We start from the raw sequence: 20,664 nt of genomic DNA, 5'->3' as shown, positions 1-20,664 counted from the left end.
AGTTTCTGTCCCTTTCGGAAACGGGGGTTTTGCCATGCACGAACTATCCATCACCCAGAGCATCCTGGACATCTCCCTGCAGGCCGCGGCCCAGCAGAACGCTTCCCATATTCGGGAAATTCGCCTGCGGATGGGGCCTTTTTCCGGGGTGGTGCCGGAGTGTGTGCAGATGTACCTGGACGTGCTGGCCAAAGGCACCCCCGCCGAAGGAGCCAAAATCAAGGTGACCACGGTGCCTTTGAAGGTGCTGTGCCGGGACTGCGGCCGGGAGGGTGAGATCGACCGCGCCCACATTGCCTGCCCTTACTGCGGCAGCCTGCGGCTGAAGCGGCTTTCGGGCAAGGAATTCATGGTGGAAAGTCTGGAGGTAGACTGAATATGGAGATCAAAGTGCTGCATCAGGTCATGGAATGGAACGAGGACGTGAGCGCCGAGGTGCGCCGCACCCTGAAAGACCACAAGGTTTGTCTGATCAACGTCATGGGCAGCCCGGGTGCCGGCAAGACCAGCCTGATCACCGCCCTGATTGCCAAACTGCGGGAAGAGTTTGCCATCGGGGTCATTGAGGGGGACATCACCGGGCAGATCGACGCCGAGAAGATCGCGGCGCTGAAGATCCCGGCGGTGCAGCTGAACACCGACGGCGCCTGCCACATCGAGGCCATGAGCATCCAGCACATCCTGCCCGACTTTGACCTGGACAGCCTGGATGTGCTGTTTGTGGAGAACATCGGCAACCTGGTCTGTCCGGCGGAGTTTGATATCGGGGAGAATCTGCGCATCACCGTGCTGAGCATCCCCGAAGGGGACGACAAGGTGGCCAAGTATCCCCTGATGTTCACCGATACCTCCTGCCTGGTGCTGAACAAGTGTGATATGCTCCCCTACTTTGATTTCAATGTGGACCGGGCCGCCGCCGACTACAAGGGGGTGAACCCGGAAGGCCCGCTGTTCCGGGTGTCCAGCCGCACCGGGGACGGGGTGGAGGATCTTGCCGCCCATCTGGCCGGCAAGATCCGGGAAGCCCTGGCTGCCGACGCATGACACGGCGGCGGTTTCTCATTGAGGGCATCGTCCAGGGGGTGGGGTTCCGCCCCTTCGTCCACCGGCAGGCCGCCCGCCTGGGCCTGAACGGCTGGGCCCGCAACACCGCCGCCGGCCTGGATCTGGAGCTGGAAGGCTCCGCCCCGGCCCTGGACGACTTTCTGCATACCCTGCGCACCGCCCCGCCGCCTCTGGCGGTGATCGAGGAGATCCGCACCGAAGAGCTGGCCCCCACCGGGGAGACCGGCTTTGCCATCCTGCCCAGCCGCCAGGGGGCGGCGGCCACCCTCATCTCCCCCGACCTGGCCCCCTGCGGCGCCTGTCTGACCGAGATGAACGACCCGCAGGGACGGCGGTACCGGTATCCTTTTATAAATTGTACCGACTGCGGGCCCCGGTTTTCCATCATCCGCCGCCTGCCCTACGACCGCCCCGCCACCACCATGGCCAGTTTTGCCATGTGCCCCGACTGCGCCGCCGAATACGCCGACATCACCAGCCGCCGCTACCACGCCCAGCCCAACTGCTGCCCGGTATGCGGGCCCCGGGCTGAGTACCGGGATGCCCGGGGAGCTGTGCAGGACGGGGACCCCCTTGCCCTGGCCCAGCAGGCCCTGGCCGCCGGACAGATCGTGGCGGTGAAGGGCACCGGAGGCATCCACCTGGCCTGTCGGGCGGACAACCCCGACGCGGTGGCCCGCCTGCGCCGCCGCAAGCAGCGGCCGGACAAGCCCCTGGCCCTGATGGCCCGGGACCTTTCCGCCGCCGGACGGCTGTGCAGGATCACCGGGGACGAGGCCGCCCTGCTGCAAAGTCCCCGCCGGCCCATCCTGCTGCTGGACAAAAAGGACCCCACCGGGCAAAGCTGGCTCAGCGCCACCACCCGGCTGGGGGTCATGCTGCCCTATACCCCCCTGCACATCCTGCTGCTGGACGGACATTCCGGCGGGCCGGACCTGGTGGTCATGACCAGCGCCAACCGAACGGGCTGCCCGGTGCTCACCGACAATGAGGAGGCCGTGGACGTGCTGCAGGGGGTGGCGGACGGGTTTCTGCTCCACGACCGGCCCATCGCCAACCGGTGCGACGATTCCCTGGCCATGGTCTGGCGGGGTGCCCCGGTCTTTTTCCGCCGCAGCCGGGGGTACGCCCCCCAGCCCATCCTGCTGGACCGGGACGCCACCGGGATTCTGGCCTTCGGGGCGGAACAGAAAGGCGCCTTTGCCGCCGGACGGGGCCGTCACGCCTTTGTGAGCCAGTACATCGGCGATCTGAAAAACGCCGAGACGCTGGACCACTACCGCACCGCCCTGCGCACCACCCTGGACCTGTTCGGGCTGATGACCCGGGCCCTGGTGTGCGACCTGCACCCGGACTATGCCTCCACCCGGGAGGCCCGGGAGATGGCCCGGGAACGGGGCCTGCCCCTGCGGCAGGTGCAGCACCACTGGGCCCACATGGCCGCCTGCATGGCGGACAACCGGCTGATCGGGCCGGTGTTTGGTCTGGTCTGGGACGGCACCGGCCTGGGGGAGGACGGGACCGTCTGGGGCGGGGAATGCCTTGTGGGCGATTTCCGTTCTTACCGCCGGGTGGGGTCGGTCCGGCCCATCCCTCTGGCGGGCGGGGATGTGTGCACCGCTCAGATCGGCCGCACCGCCCTGGCTCTGGCCAGGGATGCCGGATGTCCCGCCTTTGCCCCCGATTTTGCCCGCCGGGAAGCCGTGGCGGCGCTGCTGGACAGCGGCCTGCGCTGCCCCCGGTCCTCCGGCATGGGGCGGCTGTTTGACGGGGTGTATGCCCTGCTCACCGGCTGCACCCGGGCCGGGTACGACGGTCAGGCCCCCGCCTTGCTGGAAGCGTTGGCCGAGGGCGCTGCCCCCGAGGAGGTATACACCCCCGCCTTCTACGAGGAAAACGGGGTGCGCTTTTTCGACACCCGGCCCCTGATCCGCGCCCTGTGGCAGCGCAAAAACGCCGGGGCCGGGGCTGCCGGACTGGCCGCCGGGTTCCAGCAGGCCCTGTGCCGCATGGCCCTGGACCAGTGCCGGATCCTGAACCCGGACAGGCTGCCGGTGGTGCTTTCGGGCGGGGTGTTTCTCAACCGGGCCCTGCTGGAAGGGGTGACCGCCCTTTTGGAAGAGGCCGGGTACACCGTATACACCCACAAACGGGTCTCCCCTTCCGACGAAGGGCTGGCCCTGGGCCAGCTGGCCATTGCCGCCGGGACATGACCGGTTTCTTTATATATGAAGGAGGGTTGCTGCATGTGTCTTGCAGTTCCGCTGAAGATCGTCTCCCTGGAAGGAGACGGCAAACACGCTGTAGGGGAAGCCGCCGGACTGACCCAGAATCTGCGGGTGGATTTTCTGCCCCACATCGCCGTGGGGGACTATGTGATGGTCCACGCGGGCTTCGCCATTGAAAAGCTCACCCCGGAGCAGGCCGCCGAAAATCTGGCCTGCATTGAGGAGGCCATCCATGCCCTGTGAGGATTCCTGGCTGAAAGCCTTCCGCAATCCCGCCGGAGCCGCGCGGCTGGTACAGGACATCCGCCGCCGCACCCAGGACCGTGCCCCGGTTCGGATCATGGAGATCTGCGGTACCCACACCATGGCCATCGCCAAGGCGGGGCTGCGCAGCTTGCTGGCCCCGGGGGTGGAGCTGATCTCCGGCCCCGGGTGCCCGGTGTGCGTGACCCCCGCCGGGGACATTGACGCAGCCCTGGAACTGTCCGCCCGCCCCGGTGTGACCCTGGCCACCTACGGGGACCTGCTGCGGGTACCGGGCAGCCTGCGGGGGGATACCCTGCTGCGCCGCCGGGCCGAAGGGGCGGATGTGCGCACCGTCTACTCCGCCGCCGACGCGGTGGACCTGGCCCGGACCAACACGGACCGGGAGGTGGTGTTTCTGGGGGTGGGGTTTGAGACCACCGCCCCCGGCACCGCCGCCTGCGTGCTGGATGCCGCCGGGGACGGTCTGGACAATTTTTCGGTGTTCTGCCTGCTCAAGCGCACCGAGCCTGCCCTGCGGGCTCTGCTGAACGCCCCCGACTGCGGGGTGGACGCCCTGCTCTGCCCCGGGCATGTGGCCGCCATTACCGGGGCGGACGCCTTTGCCTTTCTGCCCCGGGAATACGGCTTGCCCGCCGTGGTGGGCGGGTTTGAGGCCGGGGACGTGCTGTACGCCGTCTGGCGGATGGTGTGCATGGTCTGCGACGGCACCCCGGCTTTGGAAAACGAGTATGTCCGGCTGGTCACCGCCGGCGGCAACGCCGCCGCCCGGACCGCTGTAAACGCCGTCTTTCAGCCTGCGGACAGCCTGTGGCGGGGGCTGGGGGAAATCCCGGACAGCGGCCTTGTGTTGCGGCCGGAGTATGCCCGCTATGACGCCGCCGCCCGGTACAGCCTTGCCTGCCGGGCAGGTACCGAGCCCCCGGGCTGCCGGTGCGGGCAGGTCATCCGGGGACTCCTGCACCCGGAAGAGTGCCCGCTCTTCGGCAGGCTCTGCCGCCCGGAGGACCCGGTGGGCCCCTGCATGGTTTCCGGCGAAGGCGCCTGTGCGGCGGCCTGGAAATACCCTTCCGCCGATGTCTGATTTTGTTTAGGAGATGAACCCCATGCAATCGATCATTACCATGGATTACGGCAGCGGCGGGGTGCGCACCGCCCAGCTCATTGACGAGATTCTGCTGCCCGCTTTCGGCAACGCCGCCCTCAACGACCTGGGAGACGGGGCCGTGCTGCCCGACCTGGGCGGTCAGCCGGTGTTTTCCACCGACAGCTTTGTGGTCACCCCCTGGAAGTTTCCGGGCGGAGATATCGGCAAGCTGGCGGTGTGCGGCACCGTCAACGACCTGTGCATGGCCGGGGGCAAGCCCTTGTACCTGAGCCTTTCCCTGATTCTGGAGGAAGGCCTGCCCATGGACGATCTGCGCACGGTGGTGGATTCCATCGCCCGCACCGCCCGGGAAGCGGGGGTGCAGATCGTCACCGGGGACACAAAGGTGGTGGAACGGGGCAGCGCCGACGGGCTGTACATCAACACGGCAGGCATCGGGGTACTGCGGGCGCCCGGTCTGGGCCGGCGGGCCCTGCGCCCGGGGGATGCGGTGCTCATCAGCGGCAGCGTGGGCTGCCACGGCGCCGCAGTGCTCATGGCCCGGGGAGACCTGCCGGTGGAAGGAGACCTGCGCAGCGACTGCCGCCCCCTGCATGAACTGAGCGCCGCCGCCCTGGCAGCCGGGGAGGTGCACATTCTGCGGGACCCCACCCGGGGCGGTGTGGCCACCACCCTGAACGAATTTGTGGAGGGCAGCGGGCTGTGCATCGACCTGGAGGAAGAGGCCATCCCGGTGGACGAGCCGGTGGCCGCCGCCTGCGACCTGCTGGGCCTGGACCCGCTGTACGCCGCCTGTGAGGGCCGGATGCTGGCAGTGGTGGCCCCCGGCGATGCCGAGGCCGTGCTGGGGGCCCTGCGGGCCCTGCCCGGGGGCGAAGGCGCCTGCCGCATCGGCACCGTGGGCACCGGGCGCCCGGGCAAGGTGGTGCTGCACACCGCTCTGGGCGGCAGCCGGATCCTGGGCAAGCTCACCGGCGCCCAGCTGCCCCGCATCTGCTGAATTTGCATCAAGGAGGAAACGGACCCTGCCCAGGTCTGTTCCCTCTTTTTTGTTATCGGCCCGAAAGATTCCCGCAACATCCCACGCCCATACTGGGTGTACCTATCCCGACAAGGAGGAATGACCATGTACCCGGTGCTTGTGGTGGACGACGAAGCCCCCATTGCGGAGCTCATCTCCATTACCCTGTCCCAGATCGGGCTGCCCTGCGTGCAGGCCCACAGCGGCAGCGAGGCCGCCGACCTCATCGAGACCCGGAAATTCGATCTGATCTTACTGGACGTGATGCTGCCCGATGTGGACGGGTTCGAACTCATGGACTATATCTGCCCCACCGGCACCCCGGTGATCTTTCTCACCGCCCGCACCGCCGTGGACGACCGGGTGCGGGGGCTGAAACTGGGGGCCTACGACTACATTGTCAAGCCCTTTGCCGCCCCCGAACTGCTGGCCCGGGTGGAGGGGGTGCTGCGCCACGCCGGACGGCGGGACACGAAACTCCGCGCCTGGGACGTGGTGGTGGACCCGGAAGCCCGCACCGCCGCCAAAAACGGGGTGCCGGTACCCCTGACGCCCCACGAATTTGACCTGCTGCTGGCCCTGTTGCACAACCGGGGCATCACCCTCTACCGCAGCGCCCTGCTGGAACTGGTGTGGGGGATGGACGCCGAGCCCTCCAACCGCACGCTGGACATCCACATGTCCCGGCTGCGGCGCAAGCTGGGGTGGGACGACCGCATCCGCACCGTGCCCCGGGTGGGCTATATGCTGGAAGAGGAGGAAACGCCATGACCTTTTCCCGCAAACTGACTTTGGGCATACTGCTGCTGCTCTGCCTGACCCTGTCCTTCGGGGGCGGGTGGACCATCGACCGCAACCTGGACTTTGCCCTGCAGCGGGCCCAGACCCAGAACGCCGCCCTCCACCAGCGGGAGCGCAGCGCCCTGGAACAGGCCCTGCGCACCGACGGCGCCCGCGACACCGTGGCCGCCGCCCGGTCGGTGCTGGACTATGCCGCAGAGCTGCAAAGCGCCGTGGGGGCCCAGCCCTTCTACTTCTCGGTGCTGGACGAACAGGGCACCACCCTCTATTCCAGCCTGCCCGCGGCGGTGCGCTACGCTGCCCAGCGGGCTGCCATCGCCGCCGGTCCCCGGCGCCTTTCCTACACCGCCGAAGGCAGCGCCCGCTACATGCTGCTGGCCTCCCCTTTGCAGGGGTCCCTGGACGGGCTCTGGCTGGTGAGCGCCTACGATGTGGCCCCCCTGTATGCCGAGCGGGACCGGCAACTGCGGCAGTATTTTCTTCTGGAAACCGCCGCCCTGGTGCTGGCGGGGGCGGCGGCAGCCCTTTTCTCCCGCCGGATGACCCGGCCCCTGCGGGCGCTGCAGACGGCGGCCCGCTCCATGGCCGAAGGCGCCTACGACCGCCGGGTGCTCCCCTGCGGGCAGCGGGAATTTGACGCTCTGGGGCAGGATTTCAACCAGATGGCCGACGCGGTGGAAAGCCGCATGGAAGCCCTGCGGCAGGAATCCGCCCGCCAGAGCCGGTTCGTGGCAGCCTTCACCCACGAACTCAAGACCCCCATGACCTCCATTCTGGGGTACGCCGACCTGCTGCGCATGGGAGAACAGCCCGCCGAGCGACGCCGGCAGGCTGCCGATTACATCTACCACGAGGCCGGACGGCTGGAGACCCTGAGCCGCAGCCTGCTGCAATTGCTGGGCCTGGAACAGGAGCAGATCACCCTGGCCCCGGTGGCGGTGCGGCTGGTGTTCGGGGATGTGCGCCGCAGCCTGCCGGAGGATTTTCCGGCCACCATCTGCACGGATTGTGACCCCCAGGCGGTGGTGCTGGCCCAGCGGTCCCTGCTGGGGGACCTGGTGCGCAATCTGGTACTCAACGCCGCCAACGCCGGCCCCAAGGACGGGGCGGTGCATCTGGGCTGCCGCAGACAGGGGGACGGCTGGGAACTGACCGTCTCCGACACCGGCTGCGGTATGGCGGCCCAGGAACTGCCCCGCATCACCGAGCCCTTTTACATGGTGGACAAGAGTCGGGCCCGTCGGGCCGGAGGCAGCGGCCTGGGGCTGAGCCTGTGCGCCGAGATCGCCCGCCTCCACGGCAGCACCCTGACCTTTGTGAGCGAACCGGGCCGGGGCACCACCGTGGGGCTTTGTCTGAAGGAGGGACGGGAATGAGACGGGACAAACAAGGGATTTTGCCCACGGTGGGGGCGCTTTTGGTCTGCGCCGCCCTGCTGGGTGGGCCGGCCCTGTGGGCCCGACTGGGGGATGCCCGCCGGACCCAGCTGGTCACCGCCCGCCCGGTGACGGCGGGGGCCCTGGACGAGGACGCCCGGGCCATCCCGGTGCTGTACGAGCTTCACGCCGGCAGTACCTGCACCGACCCGGACGCCCCTGCCGAGCTGCCCGAGCCGGACCCCGCCGAACTGTGCGCCGAAGCCGCTGAACCCCTGGCGGCGCTGGCGGAGGCGGGGGTGATTTCTGACCGGGAAAAGGCCGGTCTGGACGCCTTGCTGGCCCGGACCCCGGACCAATATTCCCGCGGGGCGGACGGAAGCCAGCAGACCCTGAGCCTGCTGTGGTTCGGGGAAAACACCACCGCCGGACTGTACCTGACCCGGCAGGCGGCCACCGGGGTGTATGTTTCCTATTCTCTGCCGGTGGGCGGGGACCTGGACGGCGAGACCCGCCTGCGGACCTGGCTGGCCCTGCTGGGGATGGACGGTCTGGGGGACTGGGAACCGGCGGACACCGACGTCCCGGACACCACTGCCCTGTATTCGGCCAAAGCCCGGGCCACCGTCTGCTGCACCTCTGGGGAGGACTGGGTGTATCTGGAACTTCGGAAAGGACAGTCCACCTTCTGAAAGAACTTCGCCACATGGCCGCGTCAGAATAAGGGCAGATCAACACAAGGAGGGTTCACCCATGAAACAACGCCTGTTCTGTCTGGTCCTGGCCGCCGCCCTGCTCACCGGCTGCGGGGCCGCCCCATCCGGGACTACCCCCGACACCGCCCAAGCCACCTCCGGCCAGGGAGAGGAGGCAACGGTCACCGAAACCGCTGCCTCCACCGGGCTGCATGTGCTGGATTCCGGGGACGCCCAGGGCTTTTACTCCGCCGGGTCCTCCCTGGACGCGGGGCTGTCCCGGCTGAACTATGTGGACTACGCCACCCTGACCGCCGCGCCCCTGTGCGCCGATCCGGCGTGCACCCACAATTCCGATACCTGCACCGCCTGCCTGCCCGAAGGCCAGACCCTGTACGGGGTGAAGATCTTCAATGAGGACCGTCTGGTTATTATGGCGGCCCGTTCCCCGGATTACTGGCCGGTCTTGTACACCACCGCCCGGGACGGTTCCGACCGGCAGCTGCTGTATGAGGGCAGCGCCACCGCCTACCTCTCGGTGGGGGACACCCTGCTCATGGGGGACGGAGAGTATGTGTATTTCTGCGTTACCGAGGAAGACCCGGAGGACCCGGCCCTGTCCGGCGGGCTGTACCGGATCCCGGTGACCGGCGGCGAGGCCCAGCGGCTGTTCACCACCACCAACCACACCATGGTGGGGGTGATGGACGAGGGCATCCTCTGCGTCTGCTACGACCTGACCGATCCTTCCGGCGCCGGGGCCCGGCACCTGCGGCTGTACGCCACCGACGGCAGCTACACCGACCTGATGAGCTGGACCGACGCCGCCCCCGCCCGCAGCTTTGCGGTGGACGGGGACCGCATCCTGTGGATGGCAGAGAACGGCGCCGCCGGATGGCTGAAACCAGACGGCAGTTCCGGGCAGGTCAGCCTGGAGTGGCCCTTTGCGGTGGGCAGCGGCGACGAGGAAAAGCTGGTGAGCCTGGACAGCCGGATGCCGGTGCTGGACGGCAAGCTGCTGGTCAACGCCATCGGATGGCACACGGAGATGGTCACCGACCGCTACGCCCTGGACCCGGAGACCGGGACCCTGACGCCCCTGCCCCTCTCCTACATGGCCGGAGATGTGAAACGCCCCCTGGACCTGGCCGCCGTGGTGGGGGACAAGGTGCTGTGCACCTTTGCGGTGAACTATGTGCCGGTGAGCTCGGTGGCCGAAGACGGCACCGCCGTGGAGATGGAGCAGGCCCAGGCCCGCATCGGGCTGCTCTCCCTGGCCGATTTCTGGGCCGGGAACCCCAACTATGAGGAGATCACCTGCGCCATGCCCATGGCCCTGTAACAGAAACAAAAACCGCCCCTGCCGGGGTTTCCGGCGGGGGCGGCTGGCCTTTTTATGCAAGATTCAGTCGGCGGCGTGGCGCTGTTTCAGTTCCGCCAGGTAGGCCGCCAGCTCGTCGATGTCGGCGTCGGTGAGGTCGTGGCTTTCGGCCATGGCCGCCACCAGGTTGCGGGCGCTGCCCGCAAACATCCGGCCCAGGGCACTGCGGCTCTCCACCGGCAGGTAGTCCTGCCGGGTCAGGGCCGCTTTGTACCGGTAGCCCCGGCCTTCCCGCTCCCGGGTCACATATCCCTTGCCTTCCAGGCGGGAAAGCAGGGTCAGCAGGGTGGTGCCCGCCCAGCCGTTGGCGGCCAGAGCCGCCTCCAGTTCCGCCCGGGTCAGGGGGGACTGTGCCTGCCACAGGGCTTTCATCACTTCCAGTTCCGCGTCGGGCAGACGCTTGGGCTGCTGTTTCATGCTGATGCTCCTTTCACTGGTATCCGTGGCAGACCAGCCGCTGGCTGCCGTTGGGCTCCTGCCAGGTGTCGCTCTGCCACTCACCGCACTGGGTACAAATTCCCTGATATACGGTGTAATTCGGGTAGATATAATCCTCCCCGTACACCTTATGGATGCAGGGGCGCTTTTCCAGACCGCCTTCCCGGGTATCCACCGCCCGGGTCTCCACCGGGCCGCCGCACAGCGGGCAGAGGGCAGGCAGCGCGGCGGGCGTGGCTTCGGCCGTGGCCTGCTCGCCGTCGGGGCGGATCTGCCAGGTCTCGCCGTAGTCCTCACTCACCAGCCAGAAGAGCTGGTCGATGGTGTTGTTGCCTTCCACGGCGTTGCAGTGCACCCGCAGATGCCCGGGGCCGGGATTTTCCTGGTCCGCCCCCGCCCAGCAGGTGTGCAGGCCGGGGATATCGGTATAAGGGATGGCGGATTCCAGGGCCGAAAGGTCCAGCCGCTCCCAGCTGGCCCCGCCGTCCACCGTCCGCCACAGGTCCAGGGCGTGGTAGTCGGTGTGGGGCGTCCAGAAGCCCACATTCTCGTTCATCCAGAAGAAAGGCTGGGTGTGCCACCCGCCCAGGTCGGTGTCCGCCGGACAGGATTGTTCGCTCATCAGCTGCCAGTCCCCGCCGTTTTTCCGCAAAAAGCAGAGGTTGACGTCGGTTATATATCCGGGGGTAGGTTCCGCTTCCCGGGCAATCACCAGAAAGGCGGTGTCCGGGGCAAGGCACTCATAGTTGGCCACCCGGAAAGGCCCGTCCCCCAGCAGCGGGGTCAGGTCCAGGGAGCTTTGGGTGTAGCTGGCGCCGCGGTCCTCGCTGTGCCAGAAGCTGACGCCCCCTTCCCCGTCCGCCATGGCCAGGTCCACCCGGTCTCCCAGCTGGGTGCCGCTGTACAGCCGGTAGGAAACCTTTTCCAGCTCCCCGGGCACCGGGGCCGCCAGCAAGGTCCGGGTGGCTGAGAGCAGCGCCGGGTCCCGCTCCACCCGGCCGCTGCGGTCTGGCACCGGGGTGGGGGTGGGCGCCGGGGTGGCCGCAGACACAACAGCGGGGGCGGTCTCAGCGGCGGTGGATTCGGTCTCGGCGGGGGTACAGGCGATGAGCCCCACCCCCAGCACCCCGCAGAGCCCCACGGCCGCCAGGGCCAGCCGGCCCCGGCGGCGGGGTGCCCGGTCCCACAGACGGGCAAACCGGAAGCGCAGCGCCCGGCCATTCCAGGAAAACCCGGTGGTGAGGGCCGGGGTCCTTTCCATGCGGGCAGCGGTCAGCAGGGCTTCGCCGTAGGCCCCCCGCCAGACCGCGTCACGCCCTGCCACCACCTGGGCGTCACAGGCAGCCTCCATGTCCCGGACAGCCCGCCGGGTCAGAAAGCCCACCGCCGGGTTGTACCAGTGGATCGCCCGGGCCAGGAGCAGCAGGGCTTTCAGGGACAGGTCCCGGCGCTGCAGGTGGGTGCGCTCATGGAGAAGCATCATCCCGGCGGCGGCCGGCCCGGGGTCCTGCTCCGGCACCAGCACCACCGGCCGCCATAGTCCCGCCGTGACCGGCCCCCGTACCATAGGCGTACACCAGAGGGGCACCGGGCGGCCCAGGGGCACGGCTTCACAGGCAAGGGCCCAGGCATCGGCCCAGCTGCCCTCCGCCGGACGAGCGGCGTGCAAAGCCCGACGCCGCCAGACAAGGTAGCCGCTCCCCTGCCAGACCAGAAACAGGCCTGCACCGCCCAGCCAGACCCCGGCCAGCAGGGTCAGGGGGTCGGGCAGGGACGGAACCTTGGGGGCCGCCGGGGCGGATGGTTCGCCAGCTTGTGCCGGGGCCGGTTCCACCGCTTCCATCGTGTGTAAGTCTTGCTGCACCGGGGATGCCGGGGCAGCCAGCGGTTCCTGCCAGACTGCGGGCGTATGCAGCTGTACCGGGGCGCTCGGGCGCCGGACGGGCAGACTGCCCAGGGGCAGCACCAGCAGCACAGCCAGCACGGCCCACACCCGGCAGAACCACCGGGGCGAATACCGCCGCAGCAGCCCGGGGGCTGCCCCCATCAGGGCCAGCGCCCCCAGGCCCAGTACACAGCCCTGGACCAGGTAATTCAAAAACAGCTGGCGGAGTGCGGATGTCATAGGGGGATGCCTCCCTTCCGGTATATTCTACAACAGTAGAAGGTTTCCTTGGTTTCATTCTACATTTGTAGAGAATCCTCTGTCAATCCGCTCTTTGCCCAAGAAAGTCCTCTTTCTTTTGGTCAGGATGCCAATTTTTCCCTTGACAGCACCGGGACGGCGGCGTTACAATAAAAATATATTTTTCAGAGCGCAACAAATTTGGTTTCTGAAACTGCAAGTCAGACAAATTCGCGGCCCGCCGCGTTTTTGCCGGCTTGTTTTTTTGCGCTCTTTTTTCCGACGAGACGAGACGTGTGGTTAAAAAAGGAGTAGATGCAGATGTTGGAAAAAGCAAAGCGGTATCTTGTGTTTCTGGTGGGGCTGTTCATCAGTTCCCTGGGGTGAGCCCGATCACCACCCTGCTGTTCAAGGAGCCCAGCTTCGGCACCTGGGTGCAGACCTGGGGGCTGAACATGCCCACCGCCCTGATCTGGCAGCTGCTGTTCGCCGGTCCCCTGACCCGGCTGATCTTCCGCGCCATCTTCCGCAAGCAGCTGGCCGAATCCGCCGCCAAGCACTGAGGGAAAGCCAAACAAAAAGCCCCGTACCGCCACGGTACGGGGCTTTTGTTTGTCAGTGGGAGTTACAGGGTCTCCAGTTCCCCGTTCAGGCGCAGGGTCTGGCCTGCGGCCAGTTCCACGGTGCGGGTCTTGTCCCGGCAGCACAGGGTCAGATGCAGGGGGGAATCCGCCGTGAGCACGGCCTGCTGCAGGGTTCCGGCCTGCCAGATCATGGACAGCCCTGCGTTGCCCCGCAGGCGCAGACCATCCACCCGGCCGTCCGCCCAGGCGGCGGGCAGGGCGGGCAGCAGCACCGCCTTGTCCTCGGCGCTGTAGACCAGCATCTCGGCCATGGCGGCGGTGGCGCCGAAGTTGCCGTCGATCTGGAAGGTGGCGCCGTCCCGCCGGGGATGGCTGTCCATCAGGTTGGGGAAGGTGGAGTTCTTCAGCAGCACCTGCAGGTTCTCGTGGGCCTTTTCCCCGTCCCGCAGGCGGGCCCACAGCCCGATGATCCAGGCGCGGCTCCAGCCGGTGTGCCCGCCGCCGTAGGAAAGGCGGGTCTCCAGGGTCTTGCGGGCGGCGGCAAAGGTGTCCGGGGTATCGGGGGTGATCTCCTGCCCGGGGTACAGCCCATACAGGTGGGAGATGTGCCGGTGGCCGGGTTCCGCCTCGTCCCAGGGGCGGCGCCATTCCAGCAGGCGGCCGTCCGGGCCGATCTGGGTGGGACGCAGCCGGTCACGCAGGCCGGCGATCTGCCGGGTCAGGTCATTGTCCCGGCCCAGGGTCCGGCTGGCCTTGAGGAACCCGTCAAAGAGGTCCCGCAGGATCTGGTTGTCCATGGTGGGACCGATGCACATGCAGCCGTGGGTGCCGTCGGGCAGGATGTAGGTGTTTTCCGGGGAGACGGAGGGGTTGGTCACCGCGTACCCTTCCTCGTCAGTCTCCAGGAAGTCCGCAAAGAACCGGGCGGAATCTTCCAGAATGAAATAATACCGTTCCAGCATGGCCCGGTCCCGGGTATAGGCATAATGCCGCCAGATGTGGGTGCAGGCCCAGGCGGCCCCCATGACCCAGTAGGAGGCGGGGATATACTGGTCCTGGGGCGCGGCGTCGGCGTACAGATCGGTGTTGTGGTGGGCCACAAAGCCCCGGCAGCCGTACATTTCCCGGGCCATGCGGCGGCCGGTGTCGTCGGCGTCCAACCGGGCCAGCAGGTCAAACAGAGGCTGCTCACAGGGGCCCAGGCCGCAGGGGCCCGCCGGCCAGTAGTTCATTTCGATGTTGATGTTGATGGTGAACCGGGCGCCCCAGGGCGGGGTCAGCTCCTCGTTCCAGATGCCCTGCAGGTTGGCGGGCAGGCTGCCCGGTCGGCTGGAACACAGCAGCAGATACCGCCCGTAGGCAAAGTACAGCGCTTCCAGCCCGGGGTCGCAGGCCCCGTCGGCACAGGCCTGCCGGCGTTCGTCGGTGGGGATGGCGTCCCGGATGCCGTCCCCCAGGTACAGGTGCATGGTATCGTAGAATTTCCGGTAGTCGGCGATGTGGTCGGCCTCCACTTTCCCGAAGCCCTTTTCCCGCACACCGGCCAGGGTCCCGGCGCAGGCAGCCCGGGGGTCCGGGGTGCGGAAACCGGTGGCGGCGGTGAGGTAGAGCACCGCTGTGGCAGCGTCCTCCACCGTCAGGAACTCTCCGGTCACCCCCACCCGGCCGTCACATTCGGCGGCGGTGAGCATGGCACAGTAGGTCACGGCACCGTTGCCGGTGCTGCCCTCCATCCAGATGGCGGCCTTGTCCCGGCCCACCTTGTCCAGCCCCGCCGGACGGGTGAGGCGGCAGCGGAAATGCAGCCGGCCCTCCCCTTCGGCTTTCAGCCGCAGGGCGATGACGTTGTCCGGCGCACTGCAGAAGATCTCCCGGGTATAGGCGGTGCCGCCGCTGACAAAGGACACCGTCTGCACGCCCCGGTCCAGGTCCAGGGCGCGGCGATACTGTTCCACCGGTTCTTCCAGGTCCGCAAAGTCCAGGAACCAGTCCCCCAGGGTCTGGTAGGCCCGGGCATTCTCCGGCGTGCCGGACAAGGCCTGCAGGGCCAGCTGTTCCGCCTGGTGCACATGGCCTTCCCGCAGCAGCCGGCGCACCTGGGGCAGCGCGGCCTTGCTGTCCGGGTTCAGGCGATCCATGGGCGGACCGCTCCAGACGCTCTCCTCGTTCAGCTGCACCCGCTCTTCCGTCGGATGCCCAAACACCATACAGCCCAGACGCCCGTTGCCGCAGGGCAGGGCTTCCTCCCAGACCCGGGCAGGCTGGCGGTACCAAAGTTCCATATGCTTCCTCCTTGGGTGGAATTTTCACAAAAAACCGGTCGGGCCTCCTGTCCTGCCCGACCGGTTCTGTCCCTTTGATTCGAGTATAAGCCGCCGCACAGCCCTTGTCAACGAGGCCTGCAACATTTTTTTGCAGGGCAAGAAGAGCAGCTGTTCTCAGCGTTCCAGGATGAGTTCCACCGCCTTTTCCAGCAGTTCGTCCCGGCCTGCGGCGATGCCCTCCACGGTGGGATAGCAAAGCACATCCGGCTGCAATCCCACCCGCTGGGTCTCCTTCCCTTCGGGGGTCAGCACCCCAATGGTGGTGAACCGGGTGCGGCATCCGCCGGGAAGGCTGATGTACAGGGCATCGCCGTCCGCCCCCACCGAGGGACTGCCCACCACCACCGCCCCGGGGGCCTGCCGCAGGGACATGATGGTGAACTCCGCCTGACTCTGGCTGGTCTCATCCATGAGCAGCACCACCTTGCCGGTGTACAGGGGATAGGGTTCCGTGCTGTCGGACAAGCCCAGCTGGGCCATGCTCCCCGCCCCGCTGCTGAAGGTCATCCGGGAAAAACGCCCCGGGTCGGCCAGACTGGGGATTTCCAGAACGGCAAACGCCGTGGGGGTGGGGTTCAGGTATTCGGCCAGCAGGAAGCGGATGTCCACCGACGGATACTGCCGCAGGTTCACCACCAGGCCGTCGGTGTGGGCAAAGGTGTCCATCAGCTGTTCCAGATCCCCCTCCTGCAGGGTGCCGGGGGCAATGTAGCCGATGCGCCCATCCTCTATCAGGGCGCTTTCCCTGTCTGCGGGGCCGCCGTAATAGCTTTCCCGGTTGGGCACCTCCACCGTCATTTCCTCCCCGTCCCGCCGCAGGGTAACCCGGGAGGTCTCCCCCGCCGCGCTCATCAGGGGGTAAAACAGGGCGTTGACGAACTTGTCCGGTTCCGGCAGGGGGAAATACGCACTGAGTTCGGCAATGCGGTCGGCCATGGTCATCCCGTCCACCGCCAGCAGCACATCCCCGGGCTGCAGGGCGGTGCAGTCCGCGGGCACTGCTTTCACCACCACTTCCCCGTCGATGGAAAGGAAGGTGCAGGGCAGGCAATAGCTGCCGTAAAAGCGCAGGAGGCTCAGGTTGGGGGTCTCCAGCATCACATGGTTGTCGCCGGTCTGGGCGGTGAGGAGGCCCAGCGCCCGCTCATAGCCGGTCCTGTCCTGTGCCGCCAGCATGTCGCCGATGGCGCTGCGCAGGGCCTGGTCCCAGTCCATGCGGGTGATGTCCACGTTGGGGGAGAAATACTCGAAGGCATTCCAGAACCGGAAGGCCCCCAGCAGCCGCAGGCCGTCGTCGGTGCCGTCAAAGTCCGGCCAGGGATCTTCGTTGGAGAAATCCACCCGGCCGTCTTGCTGGGCGGTATAGGCGTAGGTCCAGTCCCCCGCGTGGGTGTGGGACAGGTTTTCCAGCCAGGTGCACAGCTCCTCGCCCAGAAAATCCCGGTCGGAGATCCAGCTCATATCGTTTTGGGTGCCTGGGGCACTGGCCAGCATCTCCAGTTCCGGCCGGGCCGCCTCGGCGGTGGCCTGCTCAAAGGGGAACTGGTTCAGCCAGTCCAGCAGAACGGCGTTGACCGCCTCCTCGCTTTCCGCCTGCACCACCAAGGGCAGTACCCGGAAAAGTTCCGCGTCCCAGTTGATCTGCCCCGCAATGACCGAGGGGTGGCGGTATTTCACATACCCCCACACCTTGGCCAGCTTGTACAGGGAGTCTTTCTGGAAGTCGGTGGCGTCATCCAGCACAAAGCCGGACCCGTGTTCGAATTCCCGGTCCAGGTCCCGGGGCAGCATCCCGGCGTTGGGGTCGCCTCCCTTCGCCGCCAGCACCCCGATGCAGACAGCCAGCAGCACTCCGCACAGAATCAGCCAGAGATACTTGCGGATGGTCTTTTTCATGGTCGGTCCCTCCTTGGCAGGGCATGGTATACGCCGGAGCGCCTGTTCCGGCTTTCCTTTTCCGGGATTCTCCCGCAATTTCAGTGTATTCTCTTTTCCGGGCACAGGCAATGGGCAGTCTGCATAACCGTGTGGAAAGCTTCTTATGCAGGCTGCCGGCCCTTGTGAAATTCCGGGATATTTCCTATAATGGAAGGAAACACGGCCCTGCCGTGGATTCATCCAGAAAAGGAGGCAGCAACCGTGACCGGGATCTGTCGGGCAATCTTCAAGGCCATCCATGAGGGAAAATGGCTGCAGGTGGAATACAGGAACCAAAGCGGCCAGACCACCCGGTACTGGCTGGCCATCAAAGGGCTGAACCCCCGCACCGGCCAGATGACGGTGGACGGGCTGCATCTGGGCCGGCACACGGTGCAGGAACTGCTGGTGCGCATTGAGGGGATCCTGTCGGCCGAGGTGATCGAGGGGTCCTGGTGTCCGGTGAACGAAACCCTGGTGAAGGATATCCTGAAACATCCCCACCGGTATGAGGCCTGGTTCGGCAACGCCGCCAATCTGCGGGTGCTGAACTATCTGGCGCTGTGCAACAAGCTGGACAACACCCCCTATCAGACCGACTACGCCCTGATCCGGTATCTGGACGGGGACAGGCTGGCCACCGGGGACATGGCCCTGACCGATGCGCAGTTTGCCGCCATTGTCCGGCAGTTTCAGCACCGGCCGGAGGGCCCGAAGGACGGCAAGCCCATGCAGCTGCGCCAGCTGGCCATGAACCTGCTCAGCGTGGACACACCCCAGGGGTTGTATGTGCTGGCGTACCGGCCGCTGCTGCTGGACGTGGCCAACCGCCGGCTGCGGGCCGCCGAGGACGCCGTCATCTGCCGGGAGTTCACCATCGACGGGGCCAAGATCAGCGCCCACAGCTTTCTGGACGCGGACGACTATGCCCTGCTGGAAGATTTCGACCGCAACGCCGAGGCCATCAAGGACCGCATCACCTGCACCAGCCGTAACCGCTGCCGGGTCAATGACATGCCCTATCTGCTGGCCATCGGGCGGGATTGTCTGGTGGACCTGGAACAGGAATACAAGGGCATCACCGATCTGTTTGAAAATGCCGACGGCACCGGCCCCACCCCGCCCATCCGGGCCTTTTTCGGCCAGATGACCGTCCGGCCGCGCCGGCACAAGTCCTTTCCCCTGGCACTGCTCAACAACCAGGCCAATCTGGACCAGCTGCTGGCCATCAACAACGCCATGCGCTATCCCCTGGCCTATGTGCAGGGCCCGCCGGGTACCGGCAAAACCAGCACCATCGTGAACACCATGACCACCGCCTTTTTCAATGAGCGCACCGTGCTGTTTGCCTCCTACAACAACCACCCCATTGACGGTGTGGTGGAAAAGCTGCGGAATCTGACCTACCGGGGCCAGAAGATCCCCTTTCCCCTGGTACGGCTGGGCAACCGCGGCTGTGTGGGGAAGGCCCTGGATGACATCCGGCAGATGTATGAGGCCTGCCGGAACCTGACCATCTACGAAAAGACGCTGGACCGCAACCATGCCCGCCGGGCCGAGCAGGCCCGACGCCTGACCGAACTGCTGGAACGGTACGAGGAGATCCTGGACCTGCAGGAACGGAAGGAGACCATCCGCCGCCTGCTGGAAGCCCGCAGCCACCTGAATTTCCAGTATGAGCTGCAGGCCGGACAGCTGCCCCAGGTGGAGGCGAAGCTCAAAAGCCGGGGGACCGTGACCACCGGGGACGCCCTGGCCCTGCTGGACCAGGACACCGAGGGGTTTCTCAAATATCTGTACTACACCTCCGCCCGGTACATCCGCCGGCTGGGGGAGCCGAAGAACAAGGATTTGCTGGACATTGTGTACAGTGAGGCAGACGGGAAGGAACGGATCAACGCTTTCAACCAGTACCTGTCCAAAACCGAAAATCTGAAAAAGTTCCTGCGCATCTTTCCTTTTGTGGCCACCACCTGTATTTCCGCCCAGCGCCTGGGCGCCCCGGAACCGGTGTTCGACATGGTCATCATGGATGAAGCCAGCCAGTGCAACACCGCTGTGTCCCTGGTGCCCATCCTGCGGGGAGAATCCCTCATGCTGGTGGGTGACCCCCAGCAGCTGCAGCCGGTGATCCTGCTGGACCCCCATGACAACGCCCTGCTGCGCCGCCGCTACCATGTGAGCGAGGAATACGACTACATCCAGAATTCCATCTACAAGTGTTTTCTGGCCTGTGACGCCGTCAGCGACGAGGTCCTGCTGCGCTACCACTACCGCTGCGATCCCAAGATCATCGGGTTCAACAACCGGAAATACTACAACGGCAAGCTGGAAATTGCCAGCCGGGGAGAGAATCCCCAGCCGCTGGTCTACCTGGACATTCCCGAGGACACCACCCGCGAAAAGAACACCGCTCCCGCCGAGGTGGCGGTCATCGACCAGTATCTGGCCGAACATCCCGGCGTTTCGGTGGGCATCATCACCCCCTTTGTGAGGCAGCGCGACCTGATTGAAGAGATGCTGAAGGAACGCAGCTACGAAAACGTCAGCTGCGGCACCGTGCATGTCTTTCAGGGCGACGAAAAGGACGTGGTGCTGTTTTCCCTGGCGCTCACCGACAAGACCGGCCCCAAAACCTACCAGTGGCTGAAAAACAACAAGGAGCTCATCAATGTGGCCACCTCCCGGGCCCGGGAACAGCTGATCCTGCTGTGCAGCTCCCAGGCCCTGGAACGCCTGCACACCGGCCAGACCGATGACGACCTGTACGACCTGTACCGGTATGTGCAGACCTGCGGCGTGTCGGAGGTGGTGCCCAAACCGGCGGCGTCCCGGGCATTGGGCATCAAACCCTACAGCGCCCGGACCGAGGATGCGTTTCTGGAAAATCTGAATCACGCCCTGGACAACGTCTTCACGGCGGGAAGCCGCTGCGTGGTGCGCCGGGAAGTACCCATTGCCCAGGTATTTGAGAACAATCCCGGCGCCATCGACCTGTTCTGCACCGACCAGTTCGACTTTGTGGTGTACCAGCGGGAAGGCCGCCGCCTGGACCCCATTCTAGCCATTGAACTGGATGGACAGGCACACCGGGAAGACCCGGTGGTGCAGGAGCGGGACCGCAAGAAAGCGCAGATCTGCCGGGAGCACGGATTTGAGCTGATCCGGGTGGACAACACCTACGCCCGCCGTTACCACTACATCAAGGAGATCCTGATCCAGTACTTCAACCGTCGGTGAGGCTCTTTCCTCCGGGAACCGTACCGCAAAATCTGGAAACATTTTTCCCGTTGCACTTTGCCGGGATTCTGTGCTACCCTTATAAAAGGATTTATTG

General features: G+C 66.2%; 16 protein-coding genes. 12 read left to right on the top strand and 4 right to left on the bottom strand.

The genetic code is table 11. The features are described from left to right. The first annotated feature begins 34 nt into the window (after nt 1-34). The 10 genes from hypA to AC127K_RS09330 all read left to right on the top strand — a co-directional run bounded on the left by hypA (nt 35) and on the right by AC127K_RS09330 (nt 9,900). Nucleotides 35-376 (top strand): hydrogenase maturation nickel metallochaperone HypA, encoded by a 342-nt coding sequence (gene hypA, locus AC127K_RS09375; protein WP_294542391.1) that lies wholly within the window; start codon nt 35-37, stop codon nt 374-376. A gap of 2 nt (nt 377-378) precedes the next feature. Continuing rightward, complete coding sequence (gene hypB / locus AC127K_RS09370; RefSeq protein ID WP_483720368.1) at nt 379-1,044, top strand: hydrogenase nickel incorporation protein HypB; 666 nt, start codon at nt 379-381, stop codon at nt 1,042-1,044. Then, nucleotides 1,041-3,278, top strand: a complete 2,238-nt coding sequence (gene hypF, locus AC127K_RS09365) for a carbamoyltransferase HypF (protein WP_483720367.1) — start codon at nt 1,041-1,043, stop codon at nt 3,276-3,278. Before hypB ends, hypF begins: the two co-directional genes overlap by 4 nt. 33 nt (nt 3,279-3,311) lie before the next feature. Then, a complete protein-coding gene (locus tag AC127K_RS09360; protein WP_294542030.1) occupies nt 3,312-3,536 on the top strand; it encodes a HypC/HybG/HupF family hydrogenase formation chaperone in 225 nt (74 codons plus the stop codon). After that, nucleotides 3,526-4,641, top strand: a complete 1,116-nt coding sequence (gene hypD / locus AC127K_RS09355; RefSeq protein WP_483720366.1) for a hydrogenase formation protein HypD — start codon at nt 3,526-3,528, stop codon at nt 4,639-4,641. Before AC127K_RS09360 ends, hypD begins: the two co-directional genes overlap by 11 nt. 13 nt (nt 4,642-4,654) lie before the next feature. After that, on the top strand, nt 4,655-5,665 hold the full coding sequence (gene hypE / locus AC127K_RS09350; RefSeq protein WP_483720365.1) for a hydrogenase expression/formation protein HypE: 1,011 nt from the start codon (nt 4,655-4,657) through the stop codon (nt 5,663-5,665). A 126-nt stretch (nt 5,666-5,791) separates the two neighbouring features. Beyond that, complete coding sequence (locus AC127K_RS09345; protein WP_483720364.1) at nt 5,792-6,457, top strand: response regulator transcription factor; 666 nt, start codon at nt 5,792-5,794, stop codon at nt 6,455-6,457. After that, entirely contained in the window at nt 6,454-7,863 is a 1,410-nt protein-coding gene (locus tag AC127K_RS09340) for a sensor histidine kinase (RefSeq protein WP_483720362.1), read from the top strand. Before AC127K_RS09345 ends, AC127K_RS09340 begins: the two co-directional genes overlap by 4 nt. Continuing rightward, nucleotides 7,860-8,555, top strand: a complete 696-nt coding sequence (locus AC127K_RS09335) for a hypothetical protein (protein WP_483720360.1) — start codon at nt 7,860-7,862, stop codon at nt 8,553-8,555. Before AC127K_RS09340 ends, AC127K_RS09335 begins: the two co-directional genes overlap by 4 nt. A gap of 61 nt (nt 8,556-8,616) precedes the next feature. Continuing rightward, nucleotides 8,617-9,900: a hypothetical protein gene (locus AC127K_RS09330; RefSeq protein ID WP_483720359.1), complete on the top strand. Its 1,284-nt coding sequence runs from the start codon at nt 8,617-8,619 to the stop codon at nt 9,898-9,900. Between the two features lie 63 nt (nt 9,901-9,963). On the opposite strand, the gene AC127K_RS09325 is transcribed toward AC127K_RS09330, so the two are convergent. Together AC127K_RS09325 and AC127K_RS09320 are read right to left on the bottom strand one after the other, a co-directional pair. Continuing rightward, nucleotides 9,964-10,356, bottom strand: a complete 393-nt coding sequence (locus AC127K_RS09325; RefSeq protein ID WP_483720358.1) for a BlaI/MecI/CopY family transcriptional regulator — start codon at nt 10,354-10,356, stop codon at nt 9,964-9,966. A gap of 13 nt (nt 10,357-10,369) precedes the next feature. Beyond that, nucleotides 10,370-12,502, bottom strand: a complete 2,133-nt coding sequence (locus AC127K_RS09320) for a M56 family metallopeptidase (protein WP_483720357.1) — start codon at nt 12,500-12,502, stop codon at nt 10,370-10,372. Nucleotides 12,503-12,885: 383 nt separating this feature from the next. On the opposite strand from AC127K_RS09320, the gene AC127K_RS09315 reads away from it, so the two are divergent. Continuing rightward, entirely contained in the window at nt 12,886-13,065 is a 180-nt protein-coding gene (locus AC127K_RS09315; protein WP_483720356.1) for a DUF2798 domain-containing protein, read from the top strand. A gap of 62 nt (nt 13,066-13,127) precedes the next feature. On the opposite strand, the gene AC127K_RS09310 is transcribed toward AC127K_RS09315, so the two are convergent. Both AC127K_RS09310 and AC127K_RS09305 read right to left on the bottom strand, forming a co-directional pair. Continuing rightward, entirely contained in the window at nt 13,128-15,368 is a 2,241-nt protein-coding gene (locus AC127K_RS09310) for a glycoside hydrolase family 95 protein (protein ID WP_483720355.1), read from the bottom strand. Between the two features lie 156 nt (nt 15,369-15,524). Next, nucleotides 15,525-17,306, bottom strand: a complete 1,782-nt coding sequence (locus tag AC127K_RS09305) for a S41 family peptidase (RefSeq protein WP_483720354.1) — start codon at nt 17,304-17,306, stop codon at nt 15,525-15,527. A 243-nt stretch (nt 17,307-17,549) separates the two neighbouring features. On the opposite strand from AC127K_RS09305, the gene AC127K_RS09300 reads away from it, so the two are divergent. Further along, nucleotides 17,550-20,567 (top strand): AAA domain-containing protein, encoded by a 3,018-nt coding sequence (locus AC127K_RS09300; protein WP_483720353.1) that lies wholly within the window; start codon nt 17,550-17,552, stop codon nt 20,565-20,567. The last annotated feature ends 97 nt before the right edge of the window (nt 20,568-20,664 follow it).

The sequence above is a fragment of the Subdoligranulum sp. DSM 23681 genome, assembly GCF_057005535.1.
This window is presented reverse-complemented; position numbering and strand designations above follow the sequence as displayed.